Here is a 15,467-nt window from a genome sequence, read left to right as displayed (position 1 = left end):
TCCTTACTTCTTAAATATTATAACACGGAAAAAGTAACCGCTTTCTCCAAAAAACGGAGAATTCTCCACAATCATGTTATAATAATTTTATGGGAATATTTATTGACAATTATCAGAGTACACAGCTCTCCAACACAGAACAATCCATATTGTTAAAGCTGGATAGCCAGCCAGAGCTTTTAGATAATAATCTAACACAACTTGCAGTAGAGCTCCATTCTTCAGGAACTTCAATCATACGACTTTGCCAAAAATTAGGATTTTCAGGATTTTCGGAGTTTAAATTTGAAACAAAGAAACTGCTCAGTTTGACAAGTAATAAACATGAGATTTCCTTTTTAGAGGAGCTTACAAACTTTTGCAATTTTTTATCCACAGATATTACCACAGACAAAGTGCGGTTATTTGCGCAAGAAATATCTAAATCGAAAACCATTTATATCGCCGGGGTTGAAGCTTCTAAATCTCTTGCTGCTTACTTCAGCCATAAGTTAAATCAATTTGACTATGCTGCCGTTCATGTTTCGGATGATACCCTCCTAGATTTATTGCCTAATATTCTTAATCGCCATAGTCTGGTTATTTACGTCTCCATATCAGGACAGACGAAACGGCTGACGAATTCTGCTCAAAAAGCCAATCATACTGGTGCCACAGTTCTTTCTCTAACAAATGCTAAAAGTAGTCCCCTAGGGCGTTTAAGCAAAATAAATATCTCTACTAATACTTCGACTGCTATCTACCACAACTATGATGTTACCCCTCGAACTTTTCAGGTCGCAGTTATTGATTTAATTCTATCCAGAATTGTGCAAAATCTTGAAAAGCAATAGATATAATTTTAGACATAAAAAAACTTCTTTGTTATCCACAAAGAAGTTTTTATTTTATCCAAAGTCGGTAGGTAAACCTTTACCATTTCCGAAGAAATATCCCGTTTTATTATTTATTGTTAATAGGTAACTGCCGTCTGGACGATACAAGTTGAAATAACCTGCAACTTGACCAGCCATGAAACCGGAAGTCATTGTATGAATAGCGACTGGTAAAAGAATAAAATCATTACCTGAGATATAACCACGCTGACGCGCAATATTCAATACTTTATCTCTGATTCCAGGATTCCAAGTGAAAGCTGGATCTTGTGGATTAAGATTAGCTTGGGGTTGAACACGCGCATTGGAATTATCTGGCGTAGCACCTGTCGGATTTTGGGCACCATCAGCCGCTACGGCTGTGGCAGATGAAGCTCCACCTTGTGCTGCATTTTTATCTGTTTGTTGTTGTGTTGTGGCTCCTGTTGTTCCATTTGATGTATCAGTAGAAGCTGATGTTCCTGCAGTTTGATCTGAGGTTTGATTGCCAGGTTGAGTAGCTGCATTATTTTGCGTAGCCGTCGCTGCTTGCTCTTCTTTAGCTTTAGCCTCTGATTGCTGTGTTTTTGCTAAGTTAATTGCTTGAGCCAATACTTTATTCAGTTTCTCATTTTCAGTATTTGGAACCGCTGGTATACTTACTGCCTCTTTTACTTGAGCTTCCTTATTAAGTTCACCATCTACAATAGCTGATTTATTAAAGAGAGCGTTAACTTTTTCAACTGCTTTTATTTGTGCTTCAAGCGCATTTACCTTTGTTTCTGCGGTATCAAAATCGCTTCCTTTTAAAGTTTTGAGCTTATTTTTCAAAGCTGACAATTGATCAAAATTAGAATTCTTCAGTACTTGATGATCTGAGTCAGTAAAAAATTCGTCGTAAGCTTTATTAAAAGCATTTAAGTTAGCTTTGTTTTCCACAGCTGCTTGATTGACTGCTTTTTCATTATTATTATGATTATAGAGTGCATAACCAGCGCCTCCTGCAGCCAAAAGGACCAATGCACAAAGTCCAATAATCAAAGGTTTCTTATTTTTCTTTTTCTCTGATTGCTCTTCTTGCGCAGAAGCTTCCGACTCAACTACGGGTGTAACAGGTAAGGGTGTTGGCACAGTTTCACCGGCAACCGGTGCTTTTTCTAGAGGCACAACAACTTCTTCTTGTGGAAGCTGTGCCTCTTCGATAGGTGCACTTTCTTTTTCCTCATCTTGTACATTTTCATTTGCTTCTATTGAGTTTTCCAGCTCCTCGTCTACAGTCGAAACTGGCTCTTCTGTAGGGCTTGTTTCCGCAACTTCTTCTTTTGAGTCAGGAACTTGATTGGAAAGCTCTGGGAAATCTTGTGCTGTACTTTCTGTTTCTTCCGCTTGTTCAGCTGCACTTTCCTTATCGACAAGTTCTACCGGTACAGGAACAACAGGAGGTACATCATCAGCAATTTCTACTTCATCAAACTCTGACTTATTTTTTTCTTTGAAGTTTGGTTCCTTAGATGGAGTAACTGTTTCTGCTTCTTGAGTGCCAGTTTCTGAATCTTGTGTCTCTGACGCCTCAGCTAACTTTTCTTCAGCTTCTTCTTCTTTAGCCACAATCACTTCTTCATTAGGATCAACAGTTTCTTCTTGATCCATTTTCTTACGCTCAGTTTGGATATATTTTTCTAAGGCTTGATTTTTAACAGCTTCAATCTCTCCACGATGTTGACGAATGTATTTGTCAAGTACGCTTTCGCTTTCACTATTTTCTTTATCTACCCTTTGCGCTTTTTTTACAATTTCGCCTACAGTGAAATCTGAGACATCGCCCAGTTTTAAGACTTTTTCGCCAGAATTTTTGATATCTTTATCTTTTTCTTCTGTCATTTAGATCTCCATAGCATTTGCTTATTTTTTTATTCTTTTTCCAAAATATTGATACAAGTCTGTACGCAATGTTCCGTTATAGAGCTTACGCTTTTTCGTTGCTTTAGCTCCGTAATGTGTTTCAAAAGCAATATCACTTGTCAGAATATATTTGCTCCAAGTTTCGAGGGGCGCAAAAGTTGCACCCATCTCTTTATAGAGCCCTGCAACTGAATCTTCATCTCCCAAACGTTCTCCGTATGGCGGGTTCGATACAATAACCCCATCAAGGGCATCTGTATGAAAATCTTGCAGACGCATCTGTTTATATTTTATCACATGGTCAAGTCCAGCTGCAAGTGCATTTCCTTTTGCAATTTCAATCATTCGACCATCGATATCGAAGCCTTGAATATCAAGCTCTAAATCTTTACGTATAGCTTGTTTTGCGGCTTGGCGTACTTCTTCAAAAACATCTGGCTTCATCCATGACCATGCTTCACAGGCAAACTTGCGATTAAGACCGGGTGCCATATTAAGTGCCAACATCGCAGCTTCAATCGTAAATGTTCCTGAACCACATGTCGGGTCAACAAACATACGTTTTGGATTTGCCAGCCAGTTTGTCAACATAATAATCGCTGCTGCCATGTTTTCCTTTAATGGAGCATCACCTTTTTCAACACGATAGCCACGTTTGAAGAGTGAATCGCCGGTGGTATCAATCATTACCGTCGCATTATCTTTATGAATCGCAATCTCGATGGAAAAGCCCGCACCATTTTCTGGGATAGGTACGCCCTCTGGACGATGATAGGCTTTTTGCAATTTCTTCACAATAGCTTTTTTAGTAATCCCTTGAACACTTGGCTCATTATGTAAAGTTGATTTCACAGACTTTGCTTTACTTACAGGAAAGGCTGAACCAAAAGGAATATAATCTTCCCAATCAAGCGCATATACATTTTCAAAGAGTTCATCAAAAGTACGTGCCTTAAATTCACCCACAACAATCTTTACACGATCTGCTGTACGAAGCCAAGTATTTGCTTGAGCAATTGTTCTTGTATCTCCTGTAAAAAAAACACGAGAACGATCATCAATCGTAACATTTTCGACTTCCATATTGCGTAATTCACGAGCCACTAAACTCTCAAGACCTGCTGCAGCAGTCGCTATCAGCTTAAAATTATTTTTCATTTGTTCCTTTGTTTCTTTCTAAAAAAAGCTGGGACTAGCCCAGCGTGTCATACAGTTTTCTATAAGCCATGTTTTGTTCAGGTCTTGCGACCGTCGATAACCATCTGTCTGGGGAAGATAGTCTTCCCCCTCGACCACGCCTTCAATTCGGCTAGTCAAGTGCCCCGACCATAAGTTTGGGTTGCTCGCTTGAGGGGTTTACCACGTTCCAATCTTACCGTTTCCAGCAAGCCTCGTCTCTTTGGCACTTTTACAGAATACTCATGCATATCAAAAGACTTAGCACTTTCTTCAGCCGTTAGGCATGACACTCCTACCTTGGTTTATTGTTTCACCAAGCACAAACACTACGGGCATCGCAGCCCGTGCGAGCATGGACTTTCCTCATGATACCAAAGGTATCACGCAGTTATCCAAAAACTGTTTTTTCTTTTTCATTAAATTATGAAGTCAGCTTTATGCTTCTTCACTTGAAGCACTTCCTGGACCAAAAACAGCTTGTTCCAAACGGTTAATACGTTTAAGAAGCTCAAAGTTACTTGGTTGACCAATTTCTGTTTTTGGTTTATTGATTCGGCTTGAAACCACGCGGCTCATGTTATCCAAACGTTGTGTTTCTTCCAAATTTGCTTGGTTAGGACGACTTGCTTGAGATTCAAGTTCTACGATTTTTTTCTTCAAAAACTCGTTTTCTTCTTGCAAGCGCAATACTTCTGCTTGAAAAGCTTCGTAATCTTGAATGACGTCATCGAGGAGCTCGTCAACTTCTTCTTTATCATAACCACGCATTTTTGTTCCAAAGTCAGCTTCATAGATATCTTTAGGTGTAAATTTAAATGTTGCCATATCGTCCTCTTTTATCATTTCATATCAAAGTTTTATCATCTTTAATCATAGCAGAAATTTTTTAATTTTTCAAGTCAATTATCCACTGGAAAATATCCGGATAAATGGCTTGTTATAAGTCTTTCAAAGCTAACTTAATCAAGGCTAAATCAAACAAATAATTTGCATCTACTCCTGAGCTTTTTATTTTACAATCAAGTTCAATGAGGGACAATGTAGCTTGTGCCAGAAAGCTTTCCTGCATGTTACGTACTTGCTGATTTGCTAACTTGACACGATAGGGGTGAATTTTAAGATAAGAAGTTTGTTTCTGTTCATTCCAACCTTTATTTTGCATCAGTTTTACCTGATAATAAAGCCGGAAGGAATTTGTCAAAATAACCAATATTTTGATTAACTCCTCACCTTGCAAAGTCAAATCATGAACTAAATCACGTGCTTGATTCACATCACCCTTCAAAATCAAGTCGGTCAACAAAAAAATATTATCTTGGAGAGATTTAGGAACAACTTTTTCGACATCCGCCAGAGTAATTGTTCGTTCTCCCACATATGTTTTTAACAAGGAGATGTTTTGTTTGATTACTGGAAAAGAAAAATTTGATTTTTCAAATATCCTTTGGAGAATAGTTCCAGAAAGGCCTGTATCGGCAAAAACTCGACTTAACTCTTGAGGTTTTAGTTCTTGTGCTTCGAGCAGAGTGGCTTGTGTTTTTAGCTTTTTCGTGAGTTTCAGTCGACTGTCTAACTTACCATGTAAAATAAGAATCAGCTGTGTAGTTTCGACTGGATCATTCAAAAAATTTTCAAAACGCACTGTCTGTTTTTCATCAAAAACCGTTTTTTTTACTGTTGTAAGATTTGTGAGATTTTCTAAAATAACCAGCTTTTGCTCAACAAAGAAAGGCAAACTCTCTAGCTCTTCTAAGGCAAGATTTGCATTGGCATTATTCAGGTCAAAATATGCTTGCCCTAAGTCCGTACTGTCAAAATGGACATACTCTAAAAGCCGACTTTTTAGTTCTTGAACAAGATCTTCTTCCTCTCCGTAAAGTACCAATATTTGAGGCAGACCTGCTTTTTTTATTTTTTCTAATTCTTCAAAAGCGCTCATGCTTCGTCAAACTCCTGTCCTTCTAAAAACTCTCCATCTTTTGTAACGAGAACTTTTCGTGGTGTTGTACCTTTGGCTGGGCCGACAATACCTGCTGCCTCCAGTTCATTCATCAGATCGGAAGCGCGGTTGAAACCGACTTTAAGCGCACGTTGCAACTGGGCCGTCGAGGCTTTTTGAGCAGAAATAACCATATTGCGCGCTTCTTCAAACAAGGGATCAGCTGAATTTGATGGTGCTGCTGTGCCACGGCTGCTGTCTTCTTCAGCTTCACCAGGATCAAAGCTTTCATCATAGTCAGCTTGGGATTGATTTTTAATAAAATTCACGACTGACTCAACATCAGAATCTGATAAGAAGGCGCCTTGTAAACGTACAGGATGATTTTCATCAATGGGTTTAAAGAGCATATCCCCCCGTCCTAAAAGTTTCTCTGCACCATTTGTATCAATGATTGTGCGAGAATCTGTCCCGCTGGATACAGCAAAAGCGACACGTGAAGGAACATTTGCCTTAATCAAGCCAGAGATGACATCAACGGATGGACGTTGCGTTGCTAAAATCATATGGATACCAGCTGCACGGGCTTTTTGTCCAAGACGGATAATCGCATCTTCAACTTCCTTACTGGCTACCATCATCAAGTCAGAGAGCTCATCGACAATAACGACGATTAATGGTAAGGTTTGATATTTTTCATTCGACTGTGCATTGTGTTTTTCTATTTTTTCATTATAACCTGCAATATTACGTACTCCTGCTTGACTAAAGAGTTCATAGCGGTTTTCCATTTCATCTACCACCTTTTGTAAGGCACGTGATGCTTTACGAGGGTTCGTTACCACAGGAATAAGAAGATGAGGAATATCGTTATAAACAGAAAGTTCAACCATTTTAGGATCGACCATCAAGAATTTAACCTCACTAGGCAAGGCTTTCATCAGGATAGAAGTGATAATACCGTTCACAGCAACCGACTTACCTGAACCTGTAGAACCTGCTACAAGTAAGTGAGGCATCCGTGTCATATCAAAAGTACGAATCGTACCGTCTAAAGCTTTTCCTAAAGGCAACTCGAGCAAACTGTTCGTTTTGGGTTGAGCATTTTCCCAAAGTTCACGGAAACCAACGGTTGCAACTTCACTGTTAGGAATTTCGATACCGATAAGGGATTTCCCAGGTATTGGTGCCTCAATCCGTACATCCTTTGCTGCCAGAGCTAAAGCTAGATCATCTGATAAGTTGACAACACGCGAAACTTTCACTCCGGTAGCTAATTTAATTTCGTACTTGGTGACGGATGGGCCTACAACAGCAGATTCAACTGATGCCGAAATCTTGAAGGATTCTAATGTTCGCTCTAGGATTTGAATATTTTTGCGGACATTTTCTCGTTCTCCCGCTTGATTTTTTGTTGGAATTTCTTCCAATAAATCAATCGTCGGAAGTTGATAAAACTCGTTGTCAACAGAACGTTCAAAACTGATTGGCTCTTGGTCATCCTCTACTTCCTCTTGCGGTTCTATAACCCCCATTTCTTTTGTAGGTGATACTGGCGTATCAGGAATAGCTATAGGAATTTCGGAAAAGTTGGAAGTTGTATTTTCTTCAAACAGGGGTTCACTTGGGAGAGGAACTTCTTCTGCTTCCATCGCCCGTAAGTTTCTTTCAGCTTCTTCTTGAGCTTTGGCTTTTTCTTCTAAGAGTGCTGCTGCACGTTTTGCTTCAGCACGATCTGCCATACGCGTACGTGTTTCGCTTATATTTCTTTTAAGAAAAATACGTAGCCGTGCAATCAAAGCGGGTGCCATAAGATACAATGCGATAAGCCACAGAATTCCCACAATAATATAAACACCTATTACGGAAAAGAGGGCTTTAGCTGGACCAAAAAACAAGTCTCCTAAAAAACCACCGCCAAGAAAATGCGTCACCTGTCCTTTTTTCAGATCAGACATTGCTAAAACTAAAGCATTTTTATTGGGAGACAGGACATCATATCTCGCATGAAAAACAAGAAGAAGTCCAAAGAAAAAGAGAGCTAACCCTGGTAAAAAGCGTTTGTTTTCACGAAAGAAATCCTTTTTGAAAACCGTCATAAACATGACGAATAAAACGATTAATAAGAAAGTGATTGCTAATGATCCTACAGCCAGTCGGGTGACATTATATAAAAAGACACCAAATAAGCCCAAACGTGCTAAAGCAAATAAAATGATAATAAAGCTCCCAAAAAAAGCCGCCATTTTTTTATTAGCCGTCCAAAATTTAGTATTTGACTTTTTAGTCGATGGTTTCTTTGCTGTTGAACGCTTCGCTTTTGGTTTTGATTTACTTTTTGTTGTTCTTTTTGCGGGCATATTATTTCTCTGTTCTAAAACTTAATATTACTCTTTATTGTAACATTTTACAGGCTTATCTTTCAATACTGGCTTTTAAGACATTAAAAAGCCGAAAGCTTGTGCTTTCGACTTTTATTTTGCTTCATTATTTTACAACCATAACATTACATGGTGCATGGTTAACAACATAACTTGCAGTTGATCCCACAAGTACACGGTCAATAGCACCTTTACCTGTTGAACCCATAACAATCAAGTCAATATCATTTTCCTCAGCAAAATCAACGATTTCTTTTTTAGGAGAACCACTCACTTGAAAAGCTTTGTACTCAACTTTGTCACCAATAAGTTTTCCTGCTTCATCAAGAATTTCTGTTGATTGTTTTTCCGCTTCTTCCAAAACAGCTGGCATGATGTAAGCTGTGCCATACAGCTGCGCAACGTCTTTAGCATGTACTACAAATAAAGATGCTTGGTTTCTTTTAGAAATCTCAATAGCTTCTTGGATAGCTTGATTTGCTTGATCAGATCCATCTACTGCGACTAAAATATTTTTGTAATTTTCTCTCATTGTAAACGCCTCCTTTTTCTTTATTATAAGATATTTTCATATCAAAGTCCAATAAAAAGTTTAAAATTTTTGTTTTTTATCACTTTTTTCTCATTGAATTGGCTTATATCCATATTATTTAACTTAATAAATTAATCATACCTGAATATCCGAGCTGTTTGGCATAATCTAAGGCCGTTAAATTATTGTTATCACGTAATTCAGTGTTTGCTTTATATTGCAAGAGGGTCTTCACGATTTCTTGATAGTGTGCTGAACCATCTCTCAATGCCACTGCCTCAATCAATGCTGTATATCCATAATTATTTTGATGATCAATATCCACTTGACCGTCTTCCAGTAACATTTTCACATTTTCCAAATGTCCTTTTTCAGCTGCTGGAATCAAAGCATTTCCTCCAAAGCGGTTATAGACTTTTTGGTTAGGTTTACTGTGTTGCAAAATATATCGCAGGATTTCGGTTTTACCTTGAGCCGCTGCGTAAAGGTAAGGCGAGTCTTGAATGTGATCTTGTAAATTAACATCTGCCCCATTATCTATCAATAGCTGAGCTAGGGCAACATTATTTTCATGAGTCGCGATAAGTAAAGGTGATTCTCCTTGTGCATTCCTCTCATTAATATCTGACTGATTAGCTTTGATACTTTTTTCAATTTCAGATAAGCTCTTCTTTTCTGTTACAGCCTCTAAAACTTTCATCGGTTTGACCTCCTCTTTTTTCGAAGTTGCCTTTTCGTTGGTGGATGCTGCCTTTTGTGAAGTCGAAATCGTAGTGCTTTGTTTAGCTTCGCCTTCATGAGAACTTTGATTATCTTGTTTGGAACAGCCTACTAAAAGAACAAAGGCTAGTCCAGAGAGAATCAGATATTTCCTCAAAGCAACCACATCCTTTCGTTTCATTCTATGCTATAAGTTCATCTTAACATTTATCGTATATTATTAAAAAAATTCTGACTTATAACTTTTAGAGTGGTTTTGAAATAATCCAGGATAGATAATACTAAAAGAAGATTATTAACAATAAAATATACTATTGTGATACAATGAACTTATGGAAAATATAAACGCTTACAAGGCTTTGGCCTTTTTTGACCTTGACGGAACTTTACTTAACGGACAGAGTCAGCTAGACCCTGATGTCATCGATGCTATTCACGAAATTCGCCGTAATGGTGTCCTTCCCTTTATTGCCACAGGACGTGGACATTTTGAGCTTGACAATATTATGGCAGCCACTGGCATCACCGGTGCTGTTGCTATGAATGGACAATATATTGTTTTAGATGGCCAAACGATATATAAAGATCCTATTTCAATTGAAAACATCGAAAAATTACACACGTTAGCTATCGAGCAAGACGAAGCACTTGCCTTTTATGGCAAAGAGGGCTATTGGGTAGATCGTCATACGGATTTTGTCCGTCAAGCTTATGCTTATACACATATGCCACTTCCCGAGATTGACCCCGAAGGTTACAAATCAGAAGAAGTCAATATGCTCTTGTTATTGACTGATAAACTGTCACAAGTGGATTATTACAAAGCACAGATGCCCGAACTTAATTTCTTTATGAATGCTCCTACTTCTATCGATATTACAAACATCTCGACCAATAAAGGTACTGGGATTACACATGTGAAGGACGTCCTCAACTTTAAGGGGGAAACCTATGCTTTTGGTGATGGACGAAATGACCTCCATCTTTTAGCTGCTGCAGACCATGGTACAGCTATGGGTAACGCAGTACCTGAACTCAAAGAAATCGCTGATTTTATCAGCAGTAAAAATACAGAAAAAGGTATTGTGAATGCCTTTAAACATTGGAACTTTATTTAGACACCAAAAAAGCAGAGCGTCCTCTAGACACACTGCTTTTTTTATTCTCTTATTTTATCTGGTCAAGTCAATCCGCTTGCCCAGTTTATCCATAATAATTGCACCAATAAGCAAACTTGCAAATTCACCCACAGCTAATGTAAACCAGGTCCAGAAGAAAGGCATTCCGAAAAGAAAATGCATTTCCAAAGCGATAGTTACCATACTGATTGAGAAAAATATTGCAAAGTAGAAAAAGGCTTTATTGAGCTGACCATTGAAAAAGTACTGTTTCATATAGCGTTCAAAAAGTAGCACTCCTAAAGTCAAGAAGATAAGCGTTGACAGACCACCCACGATAACATCAACCCAAGTAAAGCTGAGGAAGTTTGAAATCATACATCCAATAGTCACAGCAATAATATATTTTTTATTAAAGAAAGCTGTAAAGTTGAGCATTTCTGAAATCCTAAATTGCATGGGACCATATGAAATGGCATTGAGTGGTGGTGTCATCGTAAGGACAACGTAAAGAGCAGCAACAATGGCAATCGTCACCATGTCGTAAACAGTAGATTTTTTCAATTTTTTCTCCTTTAGCGGCTGAATACCGCCTGTAATATGCTCAGGCAAAGGTTAAAAGTCCTGAGGATTGCTGATAATTTGCAACTTTTATATTATATCAATTTTCTTGAAAAATGAAAAGACTTCTCTGGGGTATAAAAAACTCAGCCTTAAAGACTGAGTTTTTATTTGATTGTCCAGCCGCCATCGATAGGAACCACTGCCCCCGTCAAATAGGAACTTTCTGGACTGGCTAGAAATAGGGTCAAATCTGCAACTTCTTGAGGTTTTGCCCAGCGTTTTGCTGGAGTTTCTTTTGCTACCCATTTTGCCATTTCTCCATTATTTTCAGTAAAATCCTTAGCGTTCATCGGTGTATCGATGGCGCCAGGAGCAATACCGGCAACTTGGATACCATGCTGCGCTTCATCTAAGGCAAGTTGCTTTGTAAAACCAACAATAGCATGCTTGCTTGCAGTATAGGCAATACCTCCACCACCGGCAACTAGACCGGCAACTGAAGCCATATTGATGATTGCACCAGACTTTTGCTTTTTCATTTGAGGCAAAAAGGCAGAGGTCACGAGAAACATACTGTCAAGATTAGTTGCTAGGATTTTTTTCCAAAGTGAAAAGTCCGTGTCTTCCATCGTCCGATAGTCATCAAGCCGACCTGCTGTATTAAGCAAGATATCAATTTCACCTACCTGTGCGGCTAATTGTGCTACCTTTTCAGGAGAGGAAACATCACAGACGATAGTCCTAAAATCTGCAGAGAATTCTTGTAAGTCCACGCCAATAACTTCTGCACCTGCTTGTATAAAAGCCTGCGCTTGGGCTTGACCAATTCCGCTGGCTGCTCCTGTTACTAGAACCTTTTTCCCTTTAAATTTTTGATTAGTCATTCACTAAAATCCAGTCTGTCGCCAATACGTCACAAGGTGTAGGCGCCCACATGCTAAAACCTTCACCTTCTCCTGTGACATTAATCAGAAAGTAAGGTGTAACTTGCAGTTTTTCACCGTTATCAAGTGTAATACTGTCATATAAGGCAACATAGTTTTCTGCGCCTCCCCAGCCTGTGCGTACTATTTTTTTCCCTGCTTTAAGTTCTGGAAGAATTTCTTCAAATGTCATCTTTAATTCCTTTCTGAAACTGCATCACTCTTCTTATATTAGTAGTGTTTTAATTAGTGTTTTAATTTTAACATTTTGTGCTTTATTTTGTCATTTTTTGTTTCAGCTTGACAAGATGATTTGCTTCAACTAGAATGAAGCTATGAAAAATACAGAAAATAATCAAAAAATTGTTATCATCACCGGTGCATCAAACGGCATGGGTTATGAAGCTGCCAAAACTTTTGCTCAACGCGGTTGGCAGGTTTATGCTGGCGCACGTCGTGTTGAAAAAATCCCCACTGATGAGGGAATTATCCCACTAAAACTTGATGTTACAGACAGCAAAAGTAACCAAAACTTTATCCAACATATCATTAATCATGCAGGACGAATTGATGTGTTAATCAATAATGCCGGCTACGGTGAGTATGGTCCCGCTGAAGAAATTCCCATGGAAAATGTTCGCAAACAATTTGAGACAAATTTCTTTGGAGCTGTAGAATTGACACAACTGGTCCTTCCCATCATGCGTCAACAACACTTTGGACGAATCGTTAACATTTCAAGTATCGGTGGTGATGTCTACATGCCGCTAGGTGCTTTTTATCATGCGACAAAAGCTGCAATGCAACAATGGTCTGATGTTCTTGATACGGAAGTTAAAGCTTTTGGCATTCGATCAATCGTTGTACAACCAGGCGGTACTGCTTCCAACTGGAGTACCATCGCTATGGAAAATGCCGAAAAAAATCTTCATCCAGATAGCCCTTACCAGCCTTTAGTTCAAACTGTACGCGCAGCACTTAGTGGTAACTTTGGGAGTTCAGCGACTTCTGCGGATTTGGCACAAGTTTTTTATAAAGCAGCAACAGATAAGAAAGCTCAAGCTCGTTATTACAACTCCTTTTTGGACCGTATGATGGTACATACAGCGCGTGCACATCCTAAACTTTATATTAAATTTTTTAATCTCGGATTGAAACAAATGGGTAAGCGTAAAAAATAAAAATAGAGAGCACTTCTTGCTCTCTATTTTTATTACCCGATTAATGATCCGGCAGGTACGTCAGCAGGTGCTTCAAGCACACGCAACTTACCATCAAATTCAGCAGAGAGAATCATCCCTTGACTGACATATTTCTTCATCATTTTACGTGGTTTTAAGTTCGCCACGATTTGTAATTTTTTACCGACAAAGTCTTGTTCGTTAGGATAAAATTCGGCAATTCCTGACAAGATTTGACGTGGTTCTTCATCACCTGCATCTAACTTAAAGCGAAGCAAACGATCTGAACCTTCAACACGGCTGACTTCCAGAACTTCAGCGACTTTCAACTCAATCTTTTCAAAATCATCAAACTTAATTTCTGGTAAAGTAAGATTGAGTTTAACATCCTCTGGCACCCATTCTTTTTCAGGAAGTTTTCCACCAGCCATTTGTAACTTGATGTATTCTACTTCTTCTTCCTTATCCAAACGAGGGAAGACAGGTTCACCTTTTTCTACAACTTTATGCGTAAATTCGTAACCAAAAGCTAAATCTTCTAAAGAGAACTCTTCTTCAGTTAAACCTAATTGACCAAAAATCTTCTTGCTTGTTGCACGCATGAAAGGTTGCAAGAGTGCCGCAACAATACGAAGATTTTCTGCTAAATGATAAAGCACATTATTAAGTTTATCTTTGTCATCTTCAGATTTCGCAAGGACCCAAGGCGCTGTTTCATCGATATATTTGTTTGTACGTGAGATAAGAACCCAAACTTCATTTAAAGCAACATTGAATTCAAACTTATCCATAGCTGTGTGGAATTTTTCCAAAGTTTCAGCAAGGACTGTTTCCAAGGCAGCATCAAATTCTGTTGTTGCGTCATTCTTAACCAAAACACCACCATTATATTTGTTGACCATAGCAACTGTACGATTGAGTAAGTTTCCAAGATCATTTGCCAAATCATAGTTGATACGGTCAATAAAGTCTTCTGGTGAAAAGACACCATCAGAACCAAAAGGTAATGCGCGCATGAGATAATAACGCACTGTGTCTAAACCATAGCGATTCACCAACATATCAGGATAAACGACATTTCCTTTAGATTTTGACATTTTACCGTCTTTCATCACCAACCATCCATGACCAAAGACTTGTTTTGGTGGTTGCATACCTAAAGCATGAAGCATGATTGGCCAGTAAATAGTGTGGAAACGTACGATTTCTTTTCCGACCATATTCACACCGGGCCAGAATTTATCCAGTTTGCTGGTATCATCTGAACCATAACCTAAAGCAGTTACATAGTTAAGCAAGGCATCAAGCCAAACATAAACCACGTGTTTCGGATTGGATTTTACAGGAATCCCCCAAGTGAAGGTCGTACGACTCACAGCCAAGTCTTCCAAGCCCGGTTTAATGAAATTGTTGATCATCTCATTTTTGCGAATCTCAGGTTGGATAAAATCTGGATGTGATTCATAATAACTTAAGAGCCAGTCCGCATACTTGCTCATACGGAAGAAATATGACTCTTCTTCGACCCATTCTACTTCGTGCCCTGATGGTGCTTTACCACCAATGACTTTACCATCTGCATCATGGTAAACTTCTTCCAACTGTGTCTCCGTAAAGAACTCTTCATCAGAAACAGAATACCAACCCGCATATTTATCCAAGTAGATATCGTCTTGTGCTAGAAGTTGTTCAAATGCCTTTTGAACGGCTTCTTCATGATATTTATCTGTAGTACGGATAAATTTGTCATAAGAAATATCCAGCATTTTCCACAGTTCTTTAACATCTTCCGCCATTGGGTCCAAATATTCTTTAGGTGTCATTCCCAACTCTTCAGCCTTACGTTGAATTTTCATGCCGTGTTCATCAAGGCCTGTTAAATAAAACGTATCAAAGCCCATCAAACGTTTGTAACGTGCGAGAACATCACAAGCAATCGTTGTGTAGCTTGAACCGAGATGTAATTTCCCTGAGGGATAATAAATCGGCGTTGTGATATAAAAGTTTTTGTTTTCAGTCATTTTTTTCTCCTAATTCGTGCCCTAATGAAAGCCACTTGATTAGTATTTTTCCAATTGTAGATTGAAAAAAGCCTTGTTTCTATTATAGCATATCCTTTTCAAGTAAATCTTATTCTAAATAAGTTTTACTGATTTTTCGCTAAAATAAATTTA

14 protein-coding genes, 1 other RNA gene and 1 riboswitch are annotated in these 15,467 nt (G+C 38.5%); of the genes, 3 read left to right on the top strand and 12 right to left on the bottom strand.

Annotated features, from left to right (window positions below; all coding sequences use genetic code 11):
- Positions 1-89: 89 nt before the first annotated feature.
- Positions 90-833, top strand: a complete 744-nt coding sequence (locus P3G65_RS03860; RefSeq protein ID WP_019335665.1) for a MurR/RpiR family transcriptional regulator — start codon at positions 90-92, stop codon at positions 831-833.
- 54 nt (positions 834-887) lie between these two features.
- Here P3G65_RS03860 and P3G65_RS03855 read toward each other — a convergent pair whose 3' ends face one another.
- The 8 genes from P3G65_RS03855 to P3G65_RS03820 all read right to left on the bottom strand — a co-directional run bounded on the left by P3G65_RS03855 (position 888) and on the right by P3G65_RS03820 (position 9,688).
- Positions 888-2,735, bottom strand: coding sequence for a cell division site-positioning protein MapZ family protein (locus tag P3G65_RS03855; RefSeq protein WP_040086529.1), 1,848 nt, complete (start codon positions 2,733-2,735; stop codon positions 888-890).
- 21 nt (positions 2,736-2,756) lie between these two features.
- Entirely contained in the window at positions 2,757-3,914 is a 1,158-nt protein-coding gene (locus P3G65_RS03850) for a class I SAM-dependent RNA methyltransferase (RefSeq protein WP_019293774.1), read from the bottom strand.
- Between the two features lie 57 nt (positions 3,915-3,971).
- An RNA gene (gene rnpB, locus P3G65_RS03845) (RNase P RNA component class B) lies at positions 3,972-4,335 on the bottom strand.
- Between the two features lie 35 nt (positions 4,336-4,370).
- Positions 4,371-4,760: a DivIVA domain-containing protein gene (locus P3G65_RS03840; protein WP_004258719.1), complete on the bottom strand. Its 390-nt coding sequence runs from the start codon at positions 4,758-4,760 to the stop codon at positions 4,371-4,373.
- Positions 4,761-4,872: 112 nt separating this feature from the next.
- On the bottom strand, positions 4,873-5,874 hold the full coding sequence (gene holA / locus P3G65_RS03835) for a DNA polymerase III subunit delta (protein WP_107106188.1): 1,002 nt from the start codon (positions 5,872-5,874) through the stop codon (positions 4,873-4,875).
- Positions 5,871-8,234, bottom strand: a complete 2,364-nt coding sequence (locus P3G65_RS03830; protein ID WP_107106187.1) for a DNA translocase FtsK — start codon at positions 8,232-8,234, stop codon at positions 5,871-5,873. The genes holA and P3G65_RS03830 overlap by 4 nt, the downstream gene beginning before the upstream one ends.
- Before the next feature lie 127 nt (positions 8,235-8,361).
- Positions 8,362-8,787 (bottom strand): universal stress protein, encoded by a 426-nt coding sequence (locus P3G65_RS03825; protein ID WP_019293778.1) that lies wholly within the window; start codon positions 8,785-8,787, stop codon positions 8,362-8,364.
- 118 nt (positions 8,788-8,905) lie between these two features.
- A complete protein-coding gene (locus P3G65_RS03820; protein ID WP_019335669.1) occupies positions 8,906-9,688 on the bottom strand; it encodes an ankyrin repeat domain-containing protein in 783 nt (260 codons plus the stop codon).
- A gap of 151 nt (positions 9,689-9,839) precedes the next feature.
- Between P3G65_RS03820 and P3G65_RS03815 the strand changes: the two genes are divergently transcribed.
- Positions 9,840-10,625, top strand: a complete 786-nt coding sequence (locus P3G65_RS03815) for a Cof-type HAD-IIB family hydrolase (RefSeq protein WP_019293780.1) — start codon at positions 9,840-9,842, stop codon at positions 10,623-10,625.
- Positions 10,626-10,679: 54 nt separating this feature from the next.
- On the opposite strand, the gene P3G65_RS03810 is transcribed toward P3G65_RS03815, so the two are convergent.
- The 3 genes from P3G65_RS03810 to P3G65_RS03800 all read right to left on the bottom strand — a co-directional run bounded on the left by P3G65_RS03810 (position 10,680) and on the right by P3G65_RS03800 (position 12,305).
- Positions 10,680-11,189 (bottom strand): QueT transporter family protein, encoded by a 510-nt coding sequence (locus P3G65_RS03810; RefSeq protein WP_019293781.1) that lies wholly within the window; start codon positions 11,187-11,189, stop codon positions 10,680-10,682.
- A riboswitch (PreQ1 riboswitch) is annotated at positions 11,188-11,291 on the bottom strand. Its footprint overlaps the gene before it by 2 nt.
- A gap of 62 nt (positions 11,292-11,353) precedes the next feature.
- A complete protein-coding gene (locus P3G65_RS03805; protein ID WP_019335670.1) occupies positions 11,354-12,073 on the bottom strand; it encodes a 3-oxoacyl-ACP reductase in 720 nt (239 codons plus the stop codon).
- Positions 12,066-12,305: a DUF2829 domain-containing protein gene (locus P3G65_RS03800; RefSeq protein WP_004258747.1), complete on the bottom strand. Its 240-nt coding sequence runs from the start codon at positions 12,303-12,305 to the stop codon at positions 12,066-12,068. Before P3G65_RS03800 ends, P3G65_RS03805 begins: the two co-directional genes overlap by 8 nt.
- A gap of 142 nt (positions 12,306-12,447) precedes the next feature.
- Between P3G65_RS03800 and P3G65_RS03795 the strand changes: the two genes are divergently transcribed.
- A complete protein-coding gene (locus P3G65_RS03795) occupies positions 12,448-13,293 on the top strand; it encodes an SDR family NAD(P)-dependent oxidoreductase (RefSeq protein ID WP_019335671.1) in 846 nt (281 codons plus the stop codon).
- Between the two features lie 32 nt (positions 13,294-13,325).
- On the opposite strand, the gene metG is transcribed toward P3G65_RS03795, so the two are convergent.
- Positions 13,326-15,314, bottom strand: coding sequence for a methionine--tRNA ligase (gene metG / locus P3G65_RS03790; RefSeq protein ID WP_019335672.1), 1,989 nt, complete (start codon positions 15,312-15,314; stop codon positions 13,326-13,328).
- Between the last annotated feature and the right edge of the window lie 153 nt (positions 15,315-15,467).

The organism is Lactococcus sp. bn62 (assembly GCF_029492705.2).
GTDB classification, from domain to species: Bacteria; Bacillota; Bacilli; order Lactobacillales; family Streptococcaceae; genus Lactococcus; species Lactococcus petauri.
This window is presented reverse-complemented; position numbering and strand designations above follow the sequence as displayed.